Here is a 26,110-nt window from a genome sequence, read left to right on the forward strand (position 1 = left end):
ACCTCTAGTTAGTCAGCTTCTGTAACCAGCAGAATAGATCTACAGTGAATTTATCTCGAACAACATAAGATACCCATACGGTGAGTGAGCCATACAGAACATAAAAATTGAGCTTTACACAAAAACAATAGATGGCTCGGCTACCTATTTTTGTATTGTAAAACAAGTAAAGATGAAAACAAAGCACAAAGCCACAGGCGTCTTCCGATTTTTGAAATGGTCAGCCCTAACGCTTGTTGTTCTCATCGGCTTAATCACTAGCTATATGATGCATCCCCAATTTGGCAAGAGACCCTCAGGTGAAAGACTTAAACGTATCCAACAATCGAAGCAATTCAAGGATGGAAAATTTCGCAACAACAGCCCAACACCGCAGCTGACACAAAGCTGGACGGTAGCCTTTTCCGATTACTTTTTCAAAAGATCAGCTGAGACCAGTCCCAAACATAAGATCCCTTCTGTCCCTGTCGATTGGGATAGTCTTTTTACCAGATCCCATGGTTTGGTCTGGCTGGGGCACTCCTCCTACCTGTTGCGCACAGACGGGAAAACTATCCTTGTCGATCCAGTACTTAGCGGCAGCATATCGCCCATACCGGGCAGTGGCAAAGCCTTTGCAGGCGCTGATGTGATAACAGCAGATGTGCTTCCAGCGATCGATTACCTATTTATTTCCCATGATCACTACGATCATATGGATTATAAAACACTCAAAGCACTGCAACCCCGAGTCGGCAAAATTATCGTTGGACTTGGTGTGGGTGAACATTTGGAATATTGGGGCTACCACAGCGATCAGATTATCGAAAAAGATTGGTGGGATCAGGTGGATCTAGGAAATGGATTTCATGTAACGGTCACACCGGCACGACACTTTTCAGGTCGCAGCATTTGGTCGGCCAATACACTTTGGGCCTCCTATGTCTTGGAGACGCCGAGCCGGAAACTGTACCTAGGTGGAGACAGTGGTTATGACAGCCATTTTAAAGAAATAGGTGATAAACTGGGGCCATTTGATTTGGCGATACTCGAAAATGGACAATATGACCTGAGTTGGAAATACATCCACATGATGCCCGAAGAAGTGGTACAGGCGGCAAAAGATTTACAGGCAGCAAAATTATTACCCGTACACTCCTCAAAATTTGTCCTTGCCAATCATGCCTGGTACGAACCCTTAGAGCGTATTTCCAAAGAAGCATCCATACAACGACAACCCCTACTTACCCCCCGCATCGGTGAAGTTGTTGATCTGGATGAGCCCCACGACAGCCCCAACTACTGGTGGAAAACTGATTAAGCAATGGAATTAATTGTCGCCGGCGTTATTCCGAATTTCTCTTTAAAGGAAGCGTAAAAATGAGAGAGGTTTTCAAAACCAAGATCAAGGTAAATATCCACGGGTCTTTTTCGTTTATTCTCAATCAGAAAGTAGGCTTCGGAAAGACGCTTCTCCTGCAGCCATTTCCGGGGTGAGGTGCGGAATATTTTTTCAAAATCACGTTTAAAACTCGCTAGGCTACGACCGGATAATTTGGCAAAATTCTCCAAAGGAACATTATACTTATAATTTTTTAGCATAAATTCCTCCAGGTCAATCTTAAAGGGTTCGGAGAAATCAAATAGCAAATTTTTCAACGAGGGATATCTTTCCAATAATAAAGTGATCAATTCGTATATTTTGATAGTCTCCATTTGCGGGCTGACTCGATCCGAAGCTTCCGCATAGGGTGCCAGCGACTCAAAATAACTTTTGATAAACGCATCACCTTCCAGAAGGATATTGATATCTGTCGATTGCTTTTTATCCGAAGAAAGCTGATGATCCAACGCATACTTCTTGAGCCGGTCGGTGTGGAGCAAGATTGCAATAGACTGATAGACCGTATTTTTCGATGGGTATTTGAATGCCTTTGCCAATTGATTTCTTCGGGCAACCAGTAGCTGCCCTTCCTTTGTCACCAGCTTTCCCTTTTCATGGTCAAAATGTGTTTCACCAGATAGCTGGAACATCACCACATGTTCGGGAATAAACTGTTCATGACCAAAGGCCTTATCTACGTAACAAGAATACAAAAAGGCCTTTCCAAAATCTTTTTCTTCGATACTCATAATCACTTTTCTTGATAGGTTGACAATTATTTTTTTGCGGCCAGCCGCTTGCGAATGATGCTGACAAATTCGGGCGAAACACCGAGGTAAGACGCGATATAATATTGCGGTACCCGTTGTGATATCGTGGGGTATAAGTCGATAAATTCAAGATAGCGTTCAGCCGCAGGTTTGGCCATGGTATGGATCAGCCTATTTTGGAGCACGGCAAGCCGGCGCTGTACCAGCATACGAAAGACGCGTTCAAACTTTGGAACAGTATCCAGCAGTTTTTCTTTAGTCTCCGGTGTCAGCATCAAAAATTCACATTCTTCCAATGTTTCCATATACAGGCTCGATGCTGTATGATAATGGAAAGAAGCGATATCACTGATCCACCAATCTTCGACCGCAAAAGCCAAAGTCACCTCAAAACCATTTTCGTCAAGATAATAAATACGTACACAGCCTTTCTGAAGATATCCTTCAAACTGGCAGATTTCCCCCTCTTGCAGAAGCATCGTTTTCTTGGGTTCCTTCCGTATGGTCAACAGAGCGGTGAACCGTTCAGTTTCCTCATCTGTCAAGGTTATACACTTTGATACATTTTTGAGGATATTTTCGTATAGCATAGCAATTTGTTAAACCTAATTATTTTCGTGTAAAATATAACCCGCACCATAGATACTTTCAATATGGAGTTTATTATCGAGCTGAAGCAATTTACGGATACGCGAGATAAAAACCTCCAGGCTTTTACCATTAAAGAAATCCGTATTTCCCCAAAATAACAATAAGAGATCCTTCTTGTTGACCAATACGTTTTTATGAAGGATCAGATGACGCAATAATTCCGCTTCGCGAACGGTCAACTTTTGCGCTTTACCCTGCTTATCAGTCAAGCTATGGCGCTCCATATCCAGACACAGCTGACCGATCTGTAGCCTACGTTCGGGCACTATTTCGGGAGTCGAGGCCACAGCCAATAAATTACGGATCTTGAGCAGTATTTCATCCATGTCGAAGGGTTTGGCAATATAGTCAACGGCACCCAACGAGAGTCCCATTAGACGCGATGCACGCTCCTGCAGGGCTGTCAAAAAGAAAATGGGCTGTCCGGCGCTAAGCTGCAAGATCTCCTGGGCCAAATCGAAACCATTTCCATCAGGTAATTGCACATCGATAATCACCAATTTGGCCGCACATTCTCCAAAAGCTTCCAGTCCCTTTTTCGCGGTACATTCCCATATTACGGTAAAGCCCTTGTACCGGAGATAGCGCGAGAAAACCTCGCCCAAATCGGGTTCGTCTTCGATCAAAAGGATATCAATCCTGTTTTTTGCTATTGAAAGACCCATTGTCCATGTAAATATAAAAAATAGTACCGCCACTTAGGCTATTTTCGATGCGAATTGTCCATCCCAACCGATCCAAACAAGATTTCACATAGTATAATCCCAATCCGAGTCCTGGCTTGCCAACCGAAGACTGCCCACGATAGAATGCCGTAAATAACGCATTTTTGTCCGAGGAGTCAATTCCTCGTCCATTATCCTCAACTTTGAGGCAATATTGTTCAGCTTTCTGTTCCCAGCTCAATCGAATCGTCTTGCGCGGATGGTCATTAAATTTGATAGCATTTGAAATCAGATTGTCAAGTATCGAGAAATAATACCCTTCGTCCAGCCGTATGAGCACATCCTTTTCAAGTGGGATATAATCAATTTCAATCTCCCCTTGATAACGAAGACACAACTCATCCAGGATCTCCCTTGTCAATAAGTCGATAGGGGCCTGTATGATTTTAGCCTGCTGTTCCTGTAATGCAACAGATCCCATTACTTGCTCAAAATAATCGCGGAGCCGTTTCGCCTGTCGCTCCACAATCCGTCCCAATTGTACCACCTCTTTATTGTCCAGTCTAGTGTCCCTATCGATCAAGCTATGTGCACTGACCAGGATTGTTGTCAAAGGGGTATTAAATTCATGCCGCATGTGGTTTAAGAAACTCGTTTTCAGATCGGCCAGCTTACGTTGGTTGACCCAGTTTTTGTATGTTCGAAAACTCAGCAGCACGATAACAGCAATACAGGCCAAGGAAAGCAAAAATACAGGTACCATTTGCCGGATGATCCGCCAGTTCCGGTTCTCATAATCCACATAGAGACTATAGGTAAATCGATAAGGTATGGGCTCCTTATCACTGACCGCCAACTGGAACACCCGATTGTTGAGCGAGGTTTTCCTGAGCGAACCACTGATGGTTCCAGAGCTATCGTCACTGGCACTTTCATAGAAGACCTGCCAGCTATTATCCGCAGCATTGTAAAGTTCCAACTTATCGAAATGGAACAAGTAAATGAGTGCAGGATCGAGCTTTTGTTGCTTTACGATTTGGTTAAAGATGCTATCCAAAGACTGTTTCGTCCGCATAGTTTTGAGAAATAATTCCATTCGGGTCTCACCATACTGCACTGCATCGGGCGACTTATCCGTCACTTTCTTAAACCAGGTATTCAGGTAAGGCACCAGCTCCGTCTGAAATAAGGCATCTCCTCCAGGAAAGATCTTATCATCCATAATCGCTGTACCATAGGCATTCTGGACCAAATTGAGCTGGCCGATCTGATAATTCTTATCTTCCAATTGGTAGGTTTTGAAAATCAGAAAGCCGATCAGTACAGTCAAGATTAGGAAGCTGGTACCAAATGCCCAAGGGTATATATTTCTATCAGCGCTGTTCATCTGTTAAAAATAACATCTATTTATCTATTCGGAATAGCTATTAACCTTTTATTAGGCATTCATTAGGTTTCCGTTAAGCACAGTGTAATCTCTTGCATCGTATCTTTACCAGATAACAAATTAGCAAATTATGTCCAAAATTTCACAGACCTTACTTTACGGCTTATGTTACCTATTACTGAGCAATATGGTATATGCACAATCAAATTTCTCGAAGAAAGTACTTGAACAGAGCCAGCTTGATTTTGTCAATCTGGGATTCGGCATGTTTATTCATTACGGCATGCCTACCTTTATGGAGCAAGATTGGTCCGATCCAAATGCGGAGCTTGGGCTTTTCAAATCACCGAAGCTCAATGCCGACCAATGGGCCAAAGCAGCCAAGTCGGCCAATATGACCTATGGTTGTCTAACGACAAAACATCACAGCGGGTTTCCGATCTGGAACACCAAGACCACCGATTACAATGTGATGAACACCCCATTACACCGCGATGTTGTCAAGGAATTTACAGAAGCCTTCCGTAAAAATGGTCTGCGTGTCATGCTCTATTATTCCATCCTGGACATGCATCAGGGGATACGTCCACATACCATCACCAAAGCGCATATCCAGTTGATCAAAGATCAGCTGACTGAATTGTTAATACAATATGGTGAGATCGATGCTTTGGTAATCGACGGCTGGGATGCTCCTTGGTCACGTATCTCGTATGATGATGTTCCATTTGACGACATTTATTATCTGGTCAAGTCCCTACAGCCCAAGTGCCTATTGATGGATCTCAATTCAGCAAAATATCCTGGGGACGCCTTATTTTACACAGATATCAAATCTTACGAACAGGGAGCGGGACAGTTTATCTCCAAAGAACATAATAAGTTACCGGCAATGGCTTGTTTACCGCTGCAACAGAGCTGGTTCTGGAAAACGTCCTTTCCTACGACGCCGGTAAAAGATGTGAAGGAACTCGTAGAGAAATTTGTCATTCCTTATAATGATGCCTATTGCAACTTTATGCTCAATGTCGCACCCAACAGTGACGGTCTGATGGATCAAAACGCTTTGGATGCTTTAAAAACCATCGGAGCACTTTACAAGAAAACACCCAACTACAAAGCATTACCTAGCTACCAAGCACCGATTGTAGACCATAACATCGCTAGGCAGGTTCCTTCCAATAGCAGTTGGGGTGAAGATATGAGTATTATGGATTTCGCCAATGATGACAATTTCGGTAGCGCATGGGTATCCAATCCATCTACCAAAGGAGAGATCTGGTATGAACTGGATTTCGAACGCAGCAAAAATTTCAACAGTATTGTCATTACCGAAGGCAAGGACAATCCTTCCAGCTATAGTCTGAGCTATTTGAAAGATGGCAAATGGTCTCCCCTTGCGGCAAGTCCGGTCACACAGGGGCGTATCAAGATCTTTCGCTTTGATGAGGTATTGGGGCAAAAATTACGCTTGAGTATCCGCCCCGAAAAAGAGCGTGTGGTCCTGAATGAGGTGGGTGTTTATCAGGAGCGGCGTTAGCTTTTTTTCAATACAAGTACTATGGAGCCTGCTTCCAGTGCGTATGAATCATTGAGATAAAAATGTACTCCGAGTGGAGCATCATCCGGAGTAAGTGTTAAAAGCTGATTTACGAGTGAAATAAGTCTTTGCTTACTTGTGTCGACAATGGTATTTTTTTTATTGCAAAACGATAGTTGTCAAAATTATTCTAATGGTTCAATAACATAAAAAGCATCTCTTTTTGAGATGCTTTTTATGTTAATTGGAAACTAAGCTTTTATTTTGTCCATCCTGGATTCTGTACGAGGTTGGAATTTTTAACAATCGCTGTAGCCGGCAGTGGATAAAGGTATTGTTTATCTTCCCAGCTTCTCGGAACAGCCTTATACCATTCAAGGTGATTATCCGTTGTCATGGTCTGGAAATTCTTACTCCCCCCACCGATGGCAACTTTAGCTACTCCACTCGGTGCCGTTATGGAAGAGGCAGGTTTACTACCATCATAGAAAATCACATCCGGTTTGCCGTCGTGATCCAAATCCATCAGTTTTTCCAATGCTGGCACATAGATGCCTGTCCAAGCAAGGTTGGCCATCGAGGATCCCATTTTCCATCTTTTCAAGTCATTGAAACGGAAGCCCTCCAGTGCTAGCTCAACCTGCCTTTCACGACGGATTTCCAATAATACAGGATCATTTACATCCGGGAAAAATGTGTTTTTCAAATAGTTGTCCACCTTTGTTGGCAAGCTATTATTTCCTGAAGTGATTCCTGCTCGTGCACGCAAAGCACCAATGGTTTTAGTCCAATCCGTTAAATTCAACTGCCCGAGTTCCTGCTTGGCCTCTGCATAGTTCAACAGTATTTCAGCATACCGCATCAAAGGTACTGCGTTGATGTTATAGGCACCATTATCATAATAAGGATCATCCAGGGTATATTTAATCGGTTGATAGCCCGTGTATGTATAACTTGCAAAATTTGGAGGGGCAGCCTCTCCCCCACGCTTATACCCTGGTGTACGGATCAGCTGTGCCAACCGGTAGTCACGGTTTTGGCATTCTTCATAAAATTCCTCAGTTTGATAATTAGGACGATCGGTGTATGGTGTTCCATCAAGATTCAAAATGCTGTTGATAAAGGGTCTTACCAGGCTCAGTCTTGGTCCATAGGTCGCCGAGGTCCACCACCAGTTGGCATCGTTCATCAATGCCTGATCTTTGCTGAAAGCAAGACCGAACATGACTTCCTGCTTCACAGGCTGATTGCTCACAAATAATTGACGCTGTGACAGCTTTGGATCATTGGCCACATACACACTATAGGGTCCCGTTTCCATCAAGATCTTTCCTGCATCAGCGGCCATCTTAAAGAAATCCGCCGGTGTTGTCGCCAAGTTTAATTTGTGGTATTTTCTAAAAGTTCCTTCAAATAAGGCCACACGAGTCTTTAGACCCAATGCCGTCCATTTATTAATTAACGTACCATCCCCGCCGTCTCCTGTAATATTTGCATAGGCAAAATCCAGGTCTTCCATAATGCGCTTCATCACCAGTTCACGTGAATCCCTTGGCGCATGGAGGATATCTGTCTCATCAACGGTCAATGGATGATCTACCCAAGGCACATCACCAAAGCGCACCACCTTATCGTAATAGAACCAGGCCCGAAAGAAGCGGGCGATACCAATATAATTGTTTTTGACCGCATCACTCAATTGCGGGCTTGTACATTTGACGATCATCTGATTGATATTCCGTAAGGCTGTCCAGCTCCAGCCCGTACTGATTTCGGCAGAATAAGCACCTTTCACCATAAAATCATTCAAGCTATTTACTGCAGCGTAATCTGCCATCGCATCCCCTTTAAAAGCATCGCTTCTGGAGGTGATATCCCGGTAAAAAGAGTTACTGTAATTTTTCAGTCCATTCTCCGTTCCGAAGATGTCCTCTTCAGTTGCCGATGCTTTCGGTAGCTCGTTCAATTCACAGGAACTGAACAAGAGTGCTATCATAGGTATAAATAAGATTCTTTTCATTTTTAATACATTATAATCCAATGGATAAATTAAAACTAATGCTCTTCATCACCGGATAGTTAAATCCATCACCACTATTGGAATCACTGATATCCGGGTCAGATTTCATGAGATTGCCCACATCAAGATCTTTTGTTTTTTTATACAGAGGCGACCAAGTCCATAAGTTCTCGCCGGATAGTCCAGCCCGTAAGCTACTGATCTTGAGCTTCGAAGTCACAGATTTCGGAAAATTATAGCCAATCTGAATGTTTTTCATCCGAATGTAGGCGATATTCTGCAGGTACCTTGTCTGGGCTGTTGCTTTAATAGACTCGTTATAACCGGCATATCGCGGAAAATATCCATTAGGATTGTCTTCTGTCCAATAATTATTGAGGTGCCATTCGGGTAAATTGTTATATGGTCTATTGTACTGCCCCCAAAAAATAGACTCATTACTTGGGTACCAATTCTGTTTTCCAACCCCTTGAAAGAAGGTAGAGAAATAGACATTTTTCCAGTCCATATTGATATTGAAGCTATAGATATAACGAGGTTCGTAGTTACCGATAATGGTTTTATCGCCATGACTATTGATTGTATTTGTTCCGTAGTCAATTACCCCATCGCCATTGAGATCCGCAAAGCGTACATCGCCCGGATAGATAATACCAGAATTGGACGATTTGATGACCTTTTGTGTCGGAGCCGCATCTATCTCCGCCTGATTTTGGAAAAGTCCCTGGGTAACATAACCCCATATCTCGCCGAGTCGTTGTCCTTCATAATATCGGTCAGTCTGGTAGCGATCAGTCTGTAACAGACCGGCTTTATTTTCATAGCGATCTATGGTTGAGCGATAATCCGCCAAAGTAGCTTTCACCGACCAGTTAAATGGACTATTGTTCCAATCGAAACGGTCCTTATAGGCAACACTCAATTCATAGCCCTTCGTTGTCATATCCGCATAATTACCTTTTGGCGATTGCGCACCGAATATATCCGGCAACTCCACGCTGAAGGTATACATGTTCAAGGTCTTACGTTGGTAGAGATCACCTGTAAAGGTCAGCCTGCCATTTAATGATGAAAAATCCAGTCCAAAATTAGCTGTACGGGCCGTCTCCCAAGTCAGATTATCGGGAATAACCTTTGGTACCGAGGTATAGGAAGGTTTCTGTCCATTCAACAAACGATCCATGATCTTGATTTCATAGAGATCCATGTAGGTATAAGGGTCTACATTACCGTTCCCAAGTGAACCATAAGAAGCGCGAAATTTCAGGTCAGAAATAATCTTTTTGTCTACCGTAAAGAAGGGTTCTTCAGAAATGCGCCAGCCCGCAGAGGCTGAAGGGAAAAATGCCCATTGTTGGTTGGTCGGAAATTTGGAAGAACCATCGTATCGCCCATTGAATTCAAATAAATAACGATCCTTGAAAATATAATTGGCCCGCATAAATACACCAACATTCCGATACTTATTATAACCAGCGGTAGCGGTTGTATTTTGCCCGAGAGCCAGATTGATATTATCCACATTTTCGGTCAATAAGCCTGTTTTCGTGATATAGGAAGAGTTATAGACACGTTGTTCGTAATTATACCCCAGCAAACCTTTAACATAATGGTCACCTATTGTCTTTTCGTATTCACCGTAAAGGTTTCCAAATAGATATTTCCAGTTTTGGTCTACCTGGTAAATATTGTTGTTCATGTCTGTTTCCAGCTTGAGCACCTTACCTTCTTGCGTGCTATAAGGGACAGGCACACGTACACGGGTCGAGTTAAAATCGCGATTTCTAAAAGTCAGATCGCCCTTTATCCGCAGGGTATTGTTAAGAAATTTGGTTTCAAAAGACGTGGTATTGCGGAGATCCCGATTTTCACTTTCGGTTCTATTTTTTCCATAGATAAAATCACCCACGGAATAGGCCGCCGAGAAGCTAAGCGAACCATCAGGATTGAATATCGGTGAAGATGGATGTCCTTCATCCGCAATATTACGCCAGATATTCCCCCCTTCACCACCCGTCGTTGGGTCGCGGTATTTCGCGTAGTTGTAATCAATGTTATTAGCGATACGCAACCAGTCATTTACCTGTAAACCTGCTTTGGCCCTGGTATTGTAGGTCTTGTATTTATCACTATTAAAACGGTACATCCCATTATAATCATAGGCACGTCCAGAGATGTAGTAATCCAGCTTTTCGGTATTGCCACTTACCGACAGGTTATGATCCTGTACAAAGGTATTGTCCTTGATCAAGACATCGTAATAGTCCTCATTACCATAGTAAACGTAATTTCCTTTATCATCGACTGTAATTTCATCCGTAATCCCCTGCTCTTTGCGGCGTTTGAACTCGTTGAGCCAGTCCATTGTAAAGATCTGTGTTTTATTCAGCTTGCTGGGGATAGAGGAATAATTATTCCAAGCGTTATAGGCGGTAAAGAAATGCGATGCATACGCGTAGCCATCCGTTACGAATTTGGGCCTAGCAATTGGTTTCTGGAAGGATCCGCTTCCGGAATAGTTAATGGACGATTTTCCCGACTTCGCTCTCTTAGTTGTAATCAATACGACACCGAAAGTCCCCCTTGCGCCATAGATTGCAGCAGAGGAAGCGTCTTTTAGTACGGAGACATTCTCGATATCATTTGGATTTAATGAAGCTGGATCCCCCTCTACTCCATCGATCAAAATCAAGGCACTTCCGCCCTGGCCGATTGACGTGGTACCACGGATATTGAAACTCGGTGCCCGGTTAGGTTTACCATCAGCCGGGACGATATTTAGGTTGGGAACAACACCTTGTAGCATTTGGCTCGCATTGGCGAGTACGCGGCCTTCGAAAACTTCTGAGCCGACCTGATCAACTGCTCCGGTCAAGTTTGCTTTCTTCTGGGTTCCGTAGCCGACCACGACAACTTCCTCCAACTCGGTATCTTTGGATTCCATTACAAGTTGTAATTGAGCTGTATTGACAGTCACAACCTGCTCGTTATACCCCACCTGAGTCAGTTTAAGCTTTTGGCCGATGGCAGCCTCGATGTTAAACATTCCCGAGGCATTGGTAGATGTCGTTTTCTGACTGGATAAATTGGTGATGGTGACACCGGGCATAGCTGCACCGTTTTTGTCTTTTACCACACCTTTCACGGTAGACTGGACTGCAATAGCTTGCGTCTCTCTGTTCAATTTGACATAACTACGCTCTACATTAGCCCACGTGGGATATGAGAGCCCTAATGCCATACTGATTAGTAATGTTTTCTGCATTTTTAGTCTGGTTTAGAATTTAGCACCAAAGTTGGTACTTTCACTTGGTTTATAATTTACCTTAATATTAAGAAATATTTAATTAAAAACCATAACACCTCAAACTAAACAGGTTTAGCACCCTATTTATTAATAAAAAATAAACTTATAGATAACACAACTGGTAATTTAATAATTCAACACTTCATAGAGGGAATAGGGAAATTAATTCGTGAAATAAGCACAAGCAATCGTTGAAAAATATGGAATCCACGATTTGACTACAAGATCCATCGATTTGCCTACATCCAAAAAACACCTAATCATCACCTTTGTAATATCAAATTATTTAAAACAGAAAAATACATGAAATCACAAAAAGTATGGTTTGTCACTGGTGCCTCTAAAGGGCTTGGACTAACCTTAGTAAGAGAATTGCTCGCCCAGGATTATCTTGTTGTGGCGACTTCACGAACAAAACAAGCGCTGGAAGATGAAATTGGCGATCATGAAAATTTTCTGCCCCTTGAGGTAGACATCACCAACGACACAGATGTCAACCGGGCAGTACTCTCGGCCATTGACTATTTCGGTAGGATCGATGTCCTTGTTAACAATGCTGGATATGGGCAAACAGGTGCCTTAGAGGAGCTCAGTGATCTGGAGACACGACGCAACTATGATGTTAATGTTTTTGGCTCGCTCAATTTCATCCGGCATATTACACCTTATTTCCGTCGCCAACAATCCGGACATATTTTCAATATTGCTTCCATTGGCGGACTGGTGGGTAATTTCCCTGCATTCGGCGTATACTGCTCCACTAAATTTGCTGTCGCTGGTTTTACCGAAGCTCTGGCGGTCGAAATGCGGCCTTTTGGTGTCCATACAACGCTCGTTTATCCAGGCTATTTCAGGACTGAATTTCTATCTGAAAATTCCATCCACACCGCAGCGAATCCAATAGCAGACTACATCTCGGCTAGGGAAACCGAAGCCGCACATCTACAGCAGATTCACGGCAATCAATCGAATGATCCACAAAGAGCAGCCGTGTTATTGATCGAGCTGAGTACAATACCCAATCCCCCATTTCATTTTCTGATGGGTGAAGATGCTTATGAACTCGCTAAAAATAAGATCAATACATTGACTGCCGAGATTGAAAAGTGGAAAAGCTATACGATATCCACGGGTTTTGAGCAATCCGTTAAATAGCGCTTTAAAGCCGATGGTATCGAAGAATACCCCGTAATAACAAAGGATAAAATACGTAAATTTACAATTATGGAGAATACATTTCGCTTTCATTCCCTTTCGGAGTTCCATAGCTTTTGCGGACTGCCCAAGCCGGAGCACCCATTAATCAGTCTGGTTGATTATAGTCAGGTACACTACCCGATCAATGACACCAAGTTAAATTGGATCCAGCACTTTTATTCGATCGGATTAAAGCGAAATGTAAACGCCAAATTCAATTATGGACAACAACAATATGATTTTGATTCGGGGGTACTTACCTTTGTATCGCCCTTACAATTTCTAAAAGTTGAGATCAATCAAGAGATCCGTACCGAACCTAGTGGCTGGATTCTCTTGGTACATCCTGATTTTTTGTGGAACAGCGAATTGGCAAAGCATATCCATACATACGATTTTTTTCAATATGAAGTCAACGAAGCTCTTTTCCTTTCGGATAAGGAAGAAGCGATTATCGTGGATATTCTTCAGAACATTGAAAAAGAGTATCAGTCAAATATCGACAAGTTCAGCCGTGAGCTGATCCTTAAGCAGATAGAGCGGTTACTTATTTATGCCGAGCGTTTTTACGAGCGTCAGTTTATCACGCGAAAAAAATCGACCCAAGAACTTGTCATACGATTTGAACAACTCCTTTCCGCGCAGTTTGACCGGGACAAATTGCAGGAGCATGGTGTTCCAACAGTCAGTTATTTGGCGAGGCAGCTCAACTTATCTCCCAATTATCTCGGCAGCGTCCTCCGATTTTACACACAACAAAATACGCAGCAGCATATCCAACATAAAATGATTGAGTATGCCAAAGTCCGTCTGAGCACCAGCTCCTTGTCAATCAGTGAAATAGCTTACGAACTTGGATTTGAGCACCCGCAATCTTTCAGTAAAGTCTTCAAGAAAACCACCCAACAAAGTCCTGTTGAGTTTAGGCAGTTATTTCAGTAAATTCCGTCTTCAAAAAAACGAGTTCATCCGCATCTACCAGCTTCGCTTCATTTTTTTTCTCAGCATTAAGTATACATAAATCCTTACGCTAAAAAATGCTACTAACCGCTGTTCTATTGACCCGAATAATATCCTTTCACGCCGATTCCAATTGTCCAGAAAAATTTGGATTTTTCCAGGTCTTCGAGCAGCATATCCACATTATCTTCATACTCACCTTCGGCCTTTATTGCTTCGATGTCTTCCTGAATATCCTCTTCGGTCATCTGTCGCCAGACTCCGACCGAACTATTCAGAAAGGTATAACAGTATCCCGCTTCGGAATCATCAACGGGACCACTGTTCTTTTCACTGAGGATATTGAGTAGTTCCTCGGCCTCCACCTTAAACGGGTTCAGTCCATAGATGCTAATCTCCGTTTTTTCCGGAAATGGTCCATTAATGCTTTCGATAAATTCGAGTTGCCCATGATCATTGAAATCCAACCTCAGTTCGAGGTCATCATAATAATACTGGCCATCCAGTGCATCCGAAGGCGGTCCAAGAATAGCTTGCACTTCCATTTGACCCATGCCCAAAGCCACTGCCCCTAAATTCTCAATATCAATCCCCACAAGTGGGATCAGTTCGATCTTTTTCATAACTATTAACCAGGTTTGTGTTTATACCCTATAGAATATAAATTGTTATACTAAAGTTAGGGAAAAATTGTAAAGCTACCAGATGAAAGGAGATAATCTAAATCCATTGACATAAGTGATTTTAATGAGTAACTTTAAAAAAGCATCCAAAAAGGTATTATGACAGAGACACTGGAAAGTTTAGACTTACATATCAAAAATCTCAGACCAGATTTCTATGGCGATTTGCAAAACCCATTGAGCCTCGAAGCACTCAAAGCCCTGGAGCAGAAATATGATATACATCTCCCACAAGATCTCAAAGCATTCTATCAGTGGAAAAATGGACAGCGGAATAGCTGCTATGAAGCCTTTGTTAACAACTCAACGTTTATACCATTAGAAGAAGCATTGGACACTGCGCAGGAACTGACCAGTATGATAGGTACCGACTTTGAAATCGAGAACTGGTGGAACGAGCTTTGGATCCCGATTTTTCATAATGGCGGCGGCAGTTATATTTGTTATGATCAGGGTGGAATATTTACTGGTCAGGGAGGGCAACTAATTGAATATTGGAACCGGGATAATGACCGTAAAGTTATCGCCCCTAACCTCGAAGGATTTTTGGGTTTGCTAAACGATTATTACAGCAGTACGCCCAAAGCAGATTTCGACGAGTACTTCCATATCAATTCTGCAGCGGAATACCCCAAACGGTTCATGGTAAAATAAGTTTTCTGACTATTGACATCAATCTCTCTTCCACACTTCTTGCCATCTTCTAAATTCCGACGGTTTGATGCGAAAACGGGCAAAATTCCCTTCGTGTAGGGACAACAGTTCCGTATCGACAACAGTTATAAATTTCTGTCGGTCGCTTTCGGCAATCCGTTCAGCGTACTGTGCGATGGTATTGACGGCCTGCTGATGAGCCATCGACTCTAGGATGATCGCCCGGATCACCTCTCGGATATCATCGCGGTACTGCATCCGCCACAGGTCAGGCTCTCCCAGAGACTGCTTGATGGCAGCATACCGCATTGCCGAACGCTTATATGACCATATAAAAACATCTTTTAACAGGTCTATACGATTGAGTTCATATACCCCAAGCAATCCTTTAACATACAATTCTTCGGGAACATCCACAAATGCCAATGGCGACAGATTACGTTTGTTAAAAGGTATATTTGCTGCCAGGCGGGAAACGCGTTTATTGACATCATCAAAAGGCTGCAGATACGGCAGCTGTACCATGATAAAGAAGGCCTGTTCGAATGGATCTTCAATTTCCTGCGCTTTACTCAGTAATGTTCTGAACAAGTCATCAAGGAGCTGAGGTATAGCCAATGGTGTAAAAACAGATCTTGTGATACCGACTCCAAATGTTCGCAGTCGACCGGCAGCAGCGGAATCCGGAAGAAGATTATCTGCTAACAGTGCGTGCAGATTGGTAATTGTATACACATTGAAATCTATCTCCTCGCCTCCCTGAACAAGAAATTCAATAGCCTCCTTATGATTAAGAATCATCTGAGCATCAGCATCATCCTTGCGGTCCGCCTTTTTACCCAAAGAGATCAGATATTGGGTATCTAATAGACTATAGGTATTTCCCTCCAGCCGACTTGAATTCCACGAAAGATCGATCAGCAGCCGTTCCAGTACCGATCTCGCGTATGTTCCTGCGGGTTGATCCAGTGTATTTGTCTGACCTATCTCGGCTAGCTGCCGTTTTTCATCATTACTTAGATAACGATCTATATTGGGACGGTAGTTCAGCAGAAAATCAGCCTGGTAACCAACGGGAATCCGTTCAGTCAGTGGTCGGCCAACAAGCATCTTAATTTCCTCCCCCTCAGAAGACAGCGGAATTTCTGCTGACTTTTCAAACGGAAATGAAGGGTCCTTTAACATAGCTCCTTTTTCCGTCAGCGATGAAAGATGGTACATCGTGGAGCGCATGTTACCGGATAGGTATACTGCTCCCTCCTCTTTCAATTTCTCCAGACGCCTTTGCAGCGATCTGGTCTCAATAAGCAATCCGGACGCCTCCCTAATCTCTTTCAATGAAGCTCCTTGCGCAAATTTACCCAAAGTCTGCAAGATCCTATAGATCTGTTGCTCAATTTCCCGTTGTTTTCCCATAATACATCTGCATTATTTGCGACAGTTATTACGACAATAATACAAATAAAATGTCGCAATTTAGATTTATTACGACATAAACCACTCTATTTTGTCGCAATAAACCTCTATTGCGACAAAATACAATGAACAATTGCCTATGGGGTCAAAAAAAAGCCCCCATCCGGAGGCTCTCTCATTATATATTATTTGGTGGTTTTTTCTATGGTTGTCATTGGCATATCATCTGTTTTTTTTGTTTTAAGTCGATATACGCCGTTATTGCAACAGATATTATGCCAAATAATCCAATTAAGGTTATAATTAATATATTAATGCATTATTTTCTTCTAAAAAAAGCGATCAGCACTAGAAAAGTGGGATTGAGCATTCCAATATCTTTTTAAAGTAGGCTAAATATGATTATATTTAACTACCATTAGCAACAGTCGAGGCGCTATGGATGAGGTATGGATAAAGGAAAGCAAACTTTTGATCTAGCCAGTATAAGACTGGAGAAAGGACTGACACAACAAGAACTGGCAGACCAATCTGGTCTTACCAGCCGCACCATTCAACGTATAGAGAAAGGTGAAGTGATTCCCTATGGCGATTCTGTCCGGAAACTTGCGCAAGCACTGGGACTTTCCGTAGCGGAACTTTATTCTAGTTCCGGCAATACACAAACCTTAGAACCCGCCTTGGCCATACCAACTGTCAAAAACAGCGAAATTGAGGAAGTATCAACAAGCGCAGAAACCAGAATTCTAAGCTTTTTTCATTTTATGCCACTCGCTGGAGTTATATTTCCATTTTGCAATCTATTGCTTCCGCTATTTCTTTGGATCAATTACAGAGACCGAAATCGCTTATATGACTATCATGGTCGAATATCCATCAACTTCCAGTTGACCATGAGTCTCCTGCTTATGCTGTTGATTGTGTTGCTTGTATTCTATTTTCCTGTAGGCTTCGCGTTGCTCACAATTGTATATCTCTATACCTTGGTCAGCTGTATTATCAACGGCATCGGTGCACTCAGCAACAGGATACCCCGGTACCCCGGCGCTATTCCATTTTTAAAGCTTCCATCCCGCTAGTTCTAGGTTTCGATGCCTTTCATGCGACATGTCGCGCAGTTGTCGTGTAGCTGTCGTCCCTATCTCAATAGGCTTATTCAGATATTTGAAATAAAAAAAGCCATGAAAAAAATCTATCTTTTTATATCCCTGATCGGTTTATTATGTAGTAGCCGACAAGCGATCAGCCAAAGTCATGTTGTCACACGGTTGGATGGTTCAACTATTTCTGGAGGCGCTATTGATAGTATTTTAAATACACTAAAGAATCAGGCGAAAGTACCGGGAATCGGTCTCGCGATTCTCAACAATAAAAAGACCGTCTACCTCAAAACCTACGGCTACAAGAACAAACTTCGCGAAGAACTCCTCGATACCGCATCCATTGTCTACGCAGCATCCTTCAGCAAGGCTGTCTGTGGATATCTCTGTATGAAATTGGTGGACCGTAACTTGTTGGATCTAGACAAACCACTCTATCAATACCTCCGGAAGCCTATCCCCGAATACCCGAATTTCGTCGGACTAAAAGGGGACCAACGATGGAAAAAAATCACTGCGCGCATGTGTCTCAGCCATACTACAGGCTTTCCCAATCTAAAATGGTATGATCCAACGGCAGCCAATCCTGATTATGACTCGCTTGGTGTCGTCAAGATCTATTTTGAGCCTGGTTCACGCTATGCCTATTCCGGAGAGGGCTTTAAATTGCTCCAATTGGCGCTGGAGGAACTAAGCGGCAAGACTTTTGACGACCTGGCCAGCGAGCTGATTTTTAACCCCATCGGCATGTACAAGTCAGGCTATGTCTGGCACGATAGCTTTGGTGATGATCTGGCTATAGGCCACAATGATCATGAACAGCAGAATGTAAAAAGCAAAAAGACTGTTGCTGTAGCCGGTGGTTCCATGGTCACGACCATTAGTGATTATGCGCGATTTATCGAATATGTCGTCCAGGGTAAAGGAATCAAGGAAAACATATTCGAGGAAATGATCCGTCCGCAGATCCGCATATATTCCAAAACACAGTTTCCACCGATCAGCAGCGAAACAACAGACGAAAACGAAGCGGTTCAACTTGCTTATGGTCTGGGTTGGGGACTGCTCAAAACACCGTATGGCCGGGCCTTCTTTAAAGAAGGTGGTGACGACGCCTGGAAAAATTACAATATCAATTTTATTGACCGAGGTATCTCCATTGTGATGATCTGTAATAGCGTCAATGGCAGCATGTTGTTTAAAGACCTGCTTGCGCAGCTGATCGGCGATACTTTTACCCCTTGGAAATGGGAGCAGTATTATCCTATCGGTTACCAAGCGGATTAAAGTCCAAAAGAAACTGTCTTTAAGCAAAGATAGGCTCGATATCCTTACCTTAGACGAACTGGTCAGCTCCGGTAAAATCAAAGTCCCTGAAAAAAGTGTTACGCACTGCCCGCCGGATAGTTTCCAAATTTGGGGCAGTGCAACAATCTAGGACTTTATTTTAGAATCAATCCAGTACAGCGCAGCGTCTGCATGGCTAAAAAACTCCATGGGTGTCAGATGGCAATCCATGGTATCCTGCAGTCCCCCATCGGTGTAGCTAACCACTTCTTCGGAAGGTATGACCATTCCCGTCAGGATCGCATCTTCGTCAAGACAATTTAAATCGGACAGCAGTACATTAATATGGTTGGCCGTTACCCATTGTTCCATTTCCGCTTTGCTTACCCGCCGCACGCGTTCGGCAAGAAATTTCGCTTCCTCAACTTCTTTTTCAACACTATTCGGATAAAATAAGCGCAAGAAAGCTTCGTACTTATCAAATGATTTCATTCGGATGGACTCATTGCGTAGAAACTGCTTCTCCCCCAATTGTCCATATTCCTGAGCGTATTTCCGCAATTCGATCTGATGCAATTCGTGGTCGGCACATTTCGCCAGCTCAGATAGCGCATAGACATCTGTACCATGGCCATCGTGACTATTCAGATATTCCCAGATATCGCCCTGGACGACTTTGGGTTTCTTATGTTCCAGGACATTATATCCCTCGGCAATCCATTGTTCTATTTGTTCCCTTCTCATACTGTTACTTTTTTAGATGCATAAAACCCATGACTACGCCATAGGCATCGACGCCACTCCTACCAGCGCCGTCCCCTTATCTTATAGCTAAACAAATGGACGACAGAGAAAGTTTCCGATTTAATAGAAAAAGGCCAGGACACCAATAGGAACCTGACCTTTTATAACTAAGTTATCCAAACTATGGATACCTATAGGACAATAAATTAGCGTAGAAAGTTTGCCTATTTATCTATTTACTTTCGCCCATTCTACTGCTATCGAACGAATTTAATACACAAAAGTGTTTTCTATTGCTTGATATAATGCTCGACATAGATCGTTTCAAGACCTTCAGATTGATATTGACGCTGTTTTAACTCCATATACTGCCTATAGGTAAGTGTTTTATATTCGGGTTTCTCCTTTGCCTCCAGATAATAGTGATAAAACCGAAAATAATGACCTTGGGGAGCTTCTTCTTTGATGAGTGTCTGACTGCTTTTATTGACCACAAACAGCAATGCTGTTCTGCGGTGCTTCTTTATTTGATCAGGGTTATATACATCGAAATTTATTCCAAGATAATATAACAGCCCCTCTTTTTCCCAGACTCTGCAACTCAGCTCTTCGTCTTTATAGTAAAATTCCGTTTTCCCGAACTGCTTATCAAAATAGCTTTCCAATTGTTCTGTTTCTTCACTCGTACCAATAGTGACTTTATAGGCCTGAATGGTCTTATCTGTGCGGTCCTCCAAAAACTGTATGGTATTGGATGCATAGATATTCTTATCGTACCGACTGAGATTACCGGCCAATGCTATTCCGCCAAAGTGCATGACCGAACTGCTATCACTGCTGAATTTGATGGTCTCATCTTCAAGATATGTTTTGTAAGGTGCTGTTTCTACCCCCAGCATATTGAGCTGTTTCTTGTCGATTGGAAAACGGAGATCCGCCAAATCAAACTGCTTCTGTTTACAGGAAATACACAGAAGCAAAATCAGTTTGCAAATCAACAGTAGTTTTTTCATTATGAATCCTTATCTATCTTCACGTCTAGGCATACTTTCAGTCATCATCTTCGTATCTCCCTGTTCTTTGAACTCCTGTGTATTCAATTCCATTAAACCTCCATTAATGTGGTAAAGCCAACGATAGGATTTTGAAAAAATAAACCGGAAGTACCTTGCTGTGCCTGCAGCTCGAGCAAAATTCTTCGGGTCATAAAAGAAAGAATCTGCTCCCGCATATTTCTCCGGCATGGTTTCAAGTGCCCTGCCCATTTTATCTTTGTCCGCCCATTCATAACTATTCGCATAAAAGCTGATTTCGGATTTGTAACTGTTATACGTACTCTGGTAAACATGCGCCTTTTTCTTTGGATCAGTATAGGTTACTTTAAAATGTATGTCATCTAGGAATTCAATCTTGTAGGCTGTCTTTTCCTTACCAAGTACCAGTTGCATATCATTGGACTCAGAACTTGATAATGAACGATTATATTTGGCCGAAAAATACCAGGTCGTATTTTGGAACGGATAGGTCTCCGTCATCGGAAAGGTGCAATTGTCCGAAGAAAATGGAAATTTTTGCCCTTTGTCATACACCAGTAGGAATTTTATGTCACGAAACCGCTTACTGTCTATTACCGTATCCTCCGCGATCATAAACTTAATTAATAGACTTTTAAACGTCGCTTGGTAAGTATGCGCGTCGGTCTGATCTAGCTTAGGCTGATACTCCTGCAAACGCTCCCTAAAAATTTTCAGATCAGCAACAGTACGATAGGTTAGCAACACTTCATTCCTGTTGTCATATTGTTTGGTGGACAACATGACCTGTTCTTTATTTTGCTTATTTATATAAAGCGTATCACCTACCCGCTCAAATCCAGCAGAGGGTAGATAGATCGGATTTAATATGGCAACCTCATTTTCTGGAATCCCCTCATCGGTAAATGTGAGAAGGAAGTTCATGGGATAGAATTTTTGTGCAAATAAGCGATTACCCATACAACATGCAAATATTAGGAGGCACAGCAACATAACTATTTTTCTGTTCATTTTTTCTTTATGATCTATTTGAGCGTAAAGATAGGGATAGTCTGTATGCTGGCAAGCCCCCTTTAATATCCGTGCAGGGCCGCTTACAATTCGCTGTTCATTGTAAAATATACCAAAAGTTGATTTAAACCTTAAAGGTAAAAATGAATATAAAAGGCCAGGAACATACAAGAATCCTGACCTTTATAACTAAGTTATCCATCAAATGGATTAGTATAAGGACAACATTCAGGTTGAAATAGTTTAAAAAAGCTTCAATTAGTCCAATTTATTCTAAAGGTTCTATTTTACTGTCAGTTTATCATGTAAAATTTGGCAGTTTTGATGCAAAAATTTCAGTATTTTAAGCTCGGTATTTTTTTTGCGGGATATTTTATACAGTCGGCCGACTGACAGATTTAATTTATTGTTATACTTCATTAAAAGGAGGTTACTATGAAACTTGCAAAAAGAAATTGGAACAATTTTTCACTTTTTTCGCCCATGTTTGATAATTTTAACCGTGAGCTTTTAAACTGGGACAACAAAAATTACTCATCGATAAGTACCACCGTTCCTGCGGTCAACATCAAGGAAAACGGAGACACTTTCGAAGTTGAGGTTGCTGCCCCGGGCATGGCCAAAGATGATTTCAAAGTGACGCTAGACGGCAACCTATTGACCATATCTTCGGTTAAGCAGGAACAAAATGAGGAGCATCAGGACAACTATACACGTCGGGAGTTCAGCTACCAATCTTTCCAGCGTAGCTTCGAGCTCCAGAAGGAGGTTGTCGATCAGGATAATATTCAGGCACGCTATGAAAACGGTGTACTACGATTGACAATACCAAAAAAAGAAGAAGCCAAACAAAAAGAACCACGGCTGATCGAAATATCCTAAAGATCCAAATAGCAACTTTAACTTGGTTAGTCTCCCACGGGAGGCTAACCTATTTTTTCATTTATGCAGGATATGGAACGCTCAAATTATTATATAGAATTGCAGATGTACTGCCGCGGACGTTATATGACCATCGCCAGTTTTGACCGAAGCAGTTGCGAAAAGATTGTTCATGAACTATTTGATGAACTACGTGGGGACCCTCAGGCCTCCGATCTCCGGCTTCTGCGCATCAACCTTCTCCTCAATGATAACGAAAATTCAAAAACACAGCTGAGATCGATCCATTGTACGTTGGATGAATTGGCAGAAAACACGAAGATTATCATTAAGAAGACCTTCCGGTCAGTAAACTTCGACTGATGAACAGTCCGCTCCGCTATGCAGTGCAAACGATCAGCATACATACTATTTAAGCACATTTTTTTTACAATCGTTTTTTCTTTCACTCTTGATTTTTATCAAATTGATTTTTAATTTGGGAGCGGTTTTTTCAAAAAGGTACCTGATACCCGAACCGACATTTTTTAAAAGCTAATATTCTATTTAAATATAAATTTTAGTTATTGGATCATGTTAACAGAATTACTAATTACAAACACAGACCGACGTTTTTATTTCAGGCCATTTTTTATCGCACTTCTTGTGTTGGCAAACAGTCTCTATCTAACTGGTCAAACCATGAAACCGCTCAAATCCAGCTTCGAAGCGAGGTTGGTTAATATTGAAGCGCCTAGCAATGAACCTTTTCGTTATACGACGACCTTGACCAATGGATCTGCTCAATTGGTTAATTACAACTTTAACGCACTGCTACCCGATGGATGGCAGATAAGTTACCGCGTAGAAGGGTCGCAAGTGACCTCCCTACAGATGCAGCCCAATAAAGCACAGGAGATCAGCATTGAAATCAGCTGTCCGATTACCACTAAACCTAATAAATATAAAATACCTTTGAAGGCCATATCTGCGCGGGATACGCTAACACTCGATCTTGAGGCCGTCGTCAAAGGCTCCTATGCGCTAGAGCTGAGCACCCCCAGTGGGAGACTAAGCGACGAAGTCGTGTCCGGCAGCAGTAAGGAAATTCTGCTTAAAGTCAAAAACACGGGAACTCTCCCACTCAATGCATTGGATTTGAGTTCCCAGTTGCCCAGCCGCTGGGAGGCTACCTTCGATCCTGCGAATATCAAACAGCTCGAAGCAGGAAAGTCCCTCGATGTCAAAGTCAATCTTAAAGTTCCCGACAAGACTATCGCCGGTGACTATGCGGCCAAATTCGAGATCAAGTCTCCCAACAGCAACGCCGACATTTCATTCCGTATGATCGTCAAGACTTCTTTACTTTCTGGCTGGATCGGCATGCTGGTCATCCTATTGGCAATTGGTTTGGTGTATTATCTCATCCGTAAATACGGCCGCAGATAAAGTCGGGACAAAAAAGATTATCATGATGAAGGATCCTATCATTAAATTGACAGGTCTGACCAAAAACTACGACAAGTTAACCGCCGTAGACAAGTTGGACCTGCATATTTATCCCGGAGAGATTTTTGGTCTACTCGGCCCCAATGGTGCCGGAAAGACAACCAGCATTCTTATGATGCTAGGCCTGACCGAACCCACAGCCGGTACAGCTTACGTCTGTGGCCATGATGCCACCCGCAATCCGATAGCCGTGAAGCGCAAAGTTGGTTATCTGCCTGACAATGTAGGTTTCTACCCGGATATGACAGCTTTGGAAAACTTATGCTTCGTTGCAGAATTAAATGGACTTACAAAACCCTATGCACAAGCTGCGGCCAAAGATATGTTGTATGTCGTAGGACTCGAACGGGAAATACATAAAAAAACGGGTGCTTTTTCCCGCGGGATGAAACAACGTCTAGGATTAGCCGAAGTGCTGATCAAAGCCCCTGAGGTCGCTATTCTCGATGAGCCTACGTTGGGCATAGACCCCAAGGGCGTCGATGAATTCCTTGAACTTATCCAGAAGCTCAGTAGGGAGCATAATCTGACTGTACTGCTCTCTTCACACCATCTCCATCAGGTACAACGTGTATGCGATCGGGTCGGTATTTTTGTTGGTGGAAAGTTACTGGTCCAAGGATCTATCGAAAGCCTGGCCAATAACCTACAACAGCAGAAAGGCATCAGCACAGTCATTAGCCTTGGGCATTCCCAAGGCGATACAAATCGGTTTGAAGAAGCATTAAAAGTCCTACCCGGACTCCGTAATCTAACTATAAACGGGCTTTCAATCGAATTAAAGACCGACAGCGATACTACAGCAATGGCTGTACGTATTTTGGTAAACAATGGTGCTGATATTGTTGCTGTAAACCGTAATGACTACCAGCTTGACGATATTTATAATACATATTTTGAGAATAGCATAACAACAAATACTGTCTATGAAAAATCCAACGGTTTCTTCAAAAGATATCAATAACCGACCATCCGGTCCGATGCAGGTGCTGGTCCGCAAAGAAATAGCGGCACATATCCGCAGCTGGCGTTTTATTATACTTATCTTACTTATTGTACTAACCTTTGCTGCATCCATGTATGTTTCATCCATGGGACTCAAAGACGCCGTCAACATTACGGGCGATCCCGATCAGTCGTTTCTATATCTCAAGCTATTGACTACGACAGATAATTCCATTCCGCCATTTCATGTTTTTTTAAACTTCTTAGCACCATTATTGGGCATAGCTCTTGGTTTTGACGCCGTCAATGCAGAGCATAACAATGGGACACTCACCCGTCTGCTGGCGCAACCAATTTACCGCGACAATCTCCTGTTTGCCAAATTTCTAGCACCGCTGGCCGTTGTCGGTACATTATTTGTCGCGCTGGTCATGTTGATGATGGGGGGCGGACTCATTGGTATGGGAGTGCGGATAGAGCCCCAGGAATTGCTACGTATTTTTGGATTCACCTTGACCAGTGTGCTGTATGTTGCCTTCTGGCTGAGTCTTTCCGTCCTGCTGTCGATCCGCTTTCGTCAACCAGCCACTTCAGCACTTACCGCTATCGGCATCTGGTTATTTTTTACCGTATTTTTTCCAATCCTGGTGAATTTGGCCATCCGACCGTTTTTACCCAATCCCAATTATATTTCGGAGCAGGAGTACATTCGTTATAATGAATTGATCTTAAACCTGCTTCGCTTATCGCCAAGCCAGCTTTATACCGATGCGACAACCACTTTACTGATGCCATCCGTTCGTAGCTTAGGTCCTATTTCCATGGAACAGATGGTCGGTGCTATCCCCGCACCTCTCTCTTTCCGGGAAAGTTTTCTGATGGTCTGGCCACAGATTAGTGGGCTCACAGCCGCCATGATGATCTGTTTTGCCTGGTCTTATTACATATTTATGCGAAGGGAAATAAGGAGTTAATCGCAAATTATGCAAATGTTAAAACAACAAAG

The 26,110-nt window shown here is 42.6% G+C and carries 23 protein-coding genes; 12 read left to right on the forward strand and 11 right to left on the reverse strand.

The window, feature by feature from the left end; genetic code table 11:
- Positions 1 to 172 precede the first annotated feature (172 nt).
- A complete protein-coding gene (locus ABFX33_RS00805) occupies positions 173 to 1,300 on the forward strand; it encodes an MBL fold metallo-hydrolase (RefSeq protein WP_346083638.1) in 1,128 nt (375 codons plus the stop codon).
- Here ABFX33_RS00805 and ABFX33_RS00810 read toward each other — a convergent pair.
- The 4 genes from ABFX33_RS00810 to ABFX33_RS00825 are packed head-to-tail and all read right to left on the reverse strand — an operon-like array spanning position 1,297 to position 4,836.
- A complete protein-coding gene (locus tag ABFX33_RS00810) occupies positions 1,297 to 2,112 on the reverse strand; it encodes a helix-turn-helix domain-containing protein (protein ID WP_346083639.1) in 816 nt (271 codons plus the stop codon). The two genes, ABFX33_RS00805 and ABFX33_RS00810, sit on opposite strands and share 4 nt — an antisense overlap.
- Before the next feature lie 26 nt (positions 2,113 to 2,138).
- Positions 2,139 to 2,723 carry a Crp/Fnr family transcriptional regulator gene (locus tag ABFX33_RS00815; protein WP_346083640.1) on the reverse strand — a complete coding sequence of 195 codons (585 nt, stop codon included), beginning with the start codon at positions 2,721 to 2,723 and terminating at the stop codon, positions 2,139 to 2,141.
- A gap of 15 nt (positions 2,724 to 2,738) precedes the next feature.
- Complete coding sequence (locus ABFX33_RS00820) at positions 2,739 to 3,449, reverse strand: response regulator transcription factor (protein WP_346083641.1); 711 nt, start codon at positions 3,447 to 3,449, stop codon at positions 2,739 to 2,741.
- Positions 3,418 to 4,836, reverse strand: a complete 1,419-nt coding sequence (locus ABFX33_RS00825; RefSeq protein WP_346083642.1) for a sensor histidine kinase — start codon at positions 4,834 to 4,836, stop codon at positions 3,418 to 3,420. The genes ABFX33_RS00820 and ABFX33_RS00825 overlap by 32 nt, the downstream gene beginning before the upstream one ends.
- Before the next feature lie 130 nt (positions 4,837 to 4,966).
- Between ABFX33_RS00825 and ABFX33_RS00830 the strand changes: the two genes are divergently transcribed.
- Positions 4,967 to 6,376 (forward strand): alpha-L-fucosidase, encoded by a 1,410-nt coding sequence (locus ABFX33_RS00830; RefSeq protein WP_346083643.1) that lies wholly within the window; start codon positions 4,967 to 4,969, stop codon positions 6,374 to 6,376.
- Positions 6,377 to 6,635: 259 nt separating this feature from the next.
- Here the strand turns inward: ABFX33_RS00830 and ABFX33_RS00835 are convergent, their stop codons facing one another.
- Positions 6,636 to 8,396, reverse strand: a complete 1,761-nt coding sequence (locus ABFX33_RS00835) for a RagB/SusD family nutrient uptake outer membrane protein (protein WP_346083644.1) — start codon at positions 8,394 to 8,396, stop codon at positions 6,636 to 6,638.
- A gap of 10 nt (positions 8,397 to 8,406) precedes the next feature.
- Positions 8,407 to 11,661, reverse strand: coding sequence for a SusC/RagA family TonB-linked outer membrane protein (locus tag ABFX33_RS00840; RefSeq protein ID WP_346083645.1), 3,255 nt, complete (start codon positions 11,659 to 11,661; stop codon positions 8,407 to 8,409).
- A gap of 345 nt (positions 11,662 to 12,006) precedes the next feature.
- Between ABFX33_RS00840 and ABFX33_RS00845 the strand changes: the two genes are divergently transcribed.
- Together ABFX33_RS00845 and ABFX33_RS00850 are read left to right on the forward strand one after the other, a co-directional pair.
- Positions 12,007 to 12,858, forward strand: coding sequence for an SDR family NAD(P)-dependent oxidoreductase (locus tag ABFX33_RS00845; RefSeq protein ID WP_346083647.1), 852 nt, complete (start codon positions 12,007 to 12,009; stop codon positions 12,856 to 12,858).
- A 69-nt stretch (positions 12,859 to 12,927) separates the two neighbouring features.
- Positions 12,928 to 13,842, forward strand: coding sequence for a helix-turn-helix domain-containing protein (locus ABFX33_RS00850; protein WP_346083649.1), 915 nt, complete (start codon positions 12,928 to 12,930; stop codon positions 13,840 to 13,842).
- Between the two features lie 113 nt (positions 13,843 to 13,955).
- Here ABFX33_RS00850 and ABFX33_RS00855 read toward each other — a convergent pair whose 3' ends face one another.
- Entirely contained in the window at positions 13,956 to 14,483 is a 528-nt protein-coding gene (locus ABFX33_RS00855; RefSeq protein WP_346083650.1) for a hypothetical protein, read from the reverse strand.
- A 159-nt stretch (positions 14,484 to 14,642) separates the two neighbouring features.
- Here ABFX33_RS00855 and ABFX33_RS00860 point away from each other — a divergent pair, with 159 nt between their 5' ends.
- Positions 14,643 to 15,197: an SMI1/KNR4 family protein gene (locus ABFX33_RS00860; RefSeq protein WP_346083651.1), complete on the forward strand. Its 555-nt coding sequence runs from the start codon at positions 14,643 to 14,645 to the stop codon at positions 15,195 to 15,197.
- Positions 15,198 to 15,215: 18 nt separating this feature from the next.
- Here the strand turns inward: ABFX33_RS00860 and ABFX33_RS00865 are convergent, their stop codons facing one another.
- Positions 15,216 to 16,613, reverse strand: coding sequence for a Fic family protein (locus ABFX33_RS00865; protein ID WP_346083653.1), 1,398 nt, complete (start codon positions 16,611 to 16,613; stop codon positions 15,216 to 15,218).
- Positions 16,614 to 17,062: 449 nt separating this feature from the next.
- Between ABFX33_RS00865 and ABFX33_RS00870 the strand changes: the two genes are divergently transcribed.
- The gene (locus ABFX33_RS00870) at positions 17,063 to 17,692 is read left to right on the forward strand and encodes a magnetosome magnetite crystal formation protein family (protein ID WP_346083654.1); all 630 of its coding nucleotides are present in this window, start codon (positions 17,063 to 17,065) and stop codon (positions 17,690 to 17,692) included.
- Positions 17,693 to 17,794: 102 nt separating this feature from the next.
- Positions 17,795 to 19,000 carry a serine hydrolase domain-containing protein gene (locus ABFX33_RS00875; RefSeq protein ID WP_346083656.1) on the forward strand — a complete coding sequence of 402 codons (1,206 nt, stop codon included), beginning with the start codon at positions 17,795 to 17,797 and terminating at the stop codon, positions 18,998 to 19,000.
- 147 nt (positions 19,001 to 19,147) lie between these two features.
- Here ABFX33_RS00875 and ABFX33_RS00880 read toward each other — a convergent pair whose 3' ends face one another.
- The 3 genes from ABFX33_RS00880 to ABFX33_RS00890 form a co-directional block, all read right to left on the reverse strand.
- On the reverse strand, positions 19,148 to 19,744 hold the full coding sequence (locus ABFX33_RS00880) for a hypothetical protein (RefSeq protein ID WP_346083658.1): 597 nt from the start codon (positions 19,742 to 19,744) through the stop codon (positions 19,148 to 19,150).
- Positions 19,745 to 20,034: 290 nt separating this feature from the next.
- The gene (locus ABFX33_RS00885; RefSeq protein ID WP_346083660.1) at positions 20,035 to 20,757 is read right to left on the reverse strand and encodes a hypothetical protein; all 723 of its coding nucleotides are present in this window, start codon (positions 20,755 to 20,757) and stop codon (positions 20,035 to 20,037) included.
- Positions 20,758 to 20,766: 9 nt separating this feature from the next.
- Positions 20,767 to 21,702 (reverse strand): hypothetical protein, encoded by a 936-nt coding sequence (locus tag ABFX33_RS00890; RefSeq protein WP_346083662.1) that lies wholly within the window; start codon positions 21,700 to 21,702, stop codon positions 20,767 to 20,769.
- A gap of 522 nt (positions 21,703 to 22,224) precedes the next feature.
- Here ABFX33_RS00890 and ABFX33_RS00895 point away from each other — a divergent pair.
- The 5 genes from ABFX33_RS00895 to ABFX33_RS00915 all read left to right on the forward strand — a co-directional run bounded on the left by ABFX33_RS00895 (position 22,225) and on the right by ABFX33_RS00915 (position 26,078).
- Positions 22,225 to 22,671, forward strand: coding sequence for an Hsp20/alpha crystallin family protein (locus ABFX33_RS00895; protein WP_346083664.1), 447 nt, complete (start codon positions 22,225 to 22,227; stop codon positions 22,669 to 22,671).
- 72 nt (positions 22,672 to 22,743) lie between these two features.
- Positions 22,744 to 23,034 carry a hypothetical protein gene (locus ABFX33_RS00900; RefSeq protein WP_257092461.1) on the forward strand — a complete coding sequence of 97 codons (291 nt, stop codon included), beginning with the start codon at positions 22,744 to 22,746 and terminating at the stop codon, positions 23,032 to 23,034.
- Between the two features lie 210 nt (positions 23,035 to 23,244).
- Entirely contained in the window at positions 23,245 to 24,099 is an 855-nt protein-coding gene (locus ABFX33_RS00905) for a COG1470 family protein (RefSeq protein ID WP_346083666.1), read from the forward strand.
- Between the two features lie 22 nt (positions 24,100 to 24,121).
- Positions 24,122 to 25,123, forward strand: coding sequence for an ABC transporter ATP-binding protein (locus ABFX33_RS00910; protein WP_346083667.1), 1,002 nt, complete (start codon positions 24,122 to 24,124; stop codon positions 25,121 to 25,123).
- Positions 25,086 to 26,078, forward strand: coding sequence for an ABC transporter permease (locus ABFX33_RS00915; protein WP_346083669.1), 993 nt, complete (start codon positions 25,086 to 25,088; stop codon positions 26,076 to 26,078). The genes ABFX33_RS00910 and ABFX33_RS00915 overlap by 38 nt, the downstream gene beginning before the upstream one ends.
- Positions 26,079 to 26,110: the final 32 nt, after the last annotated feature.

The organism is Sphingobacterium ginsenosidimutans (assembly GCF_039536865.1).
Classification (GTDB): Bacteria; Bacteroidota; Bacteroidia; order Sphingobacteriales; family Sphingobacteriaceae; genus Sphingobacterium; species Sphingobacterium detergens.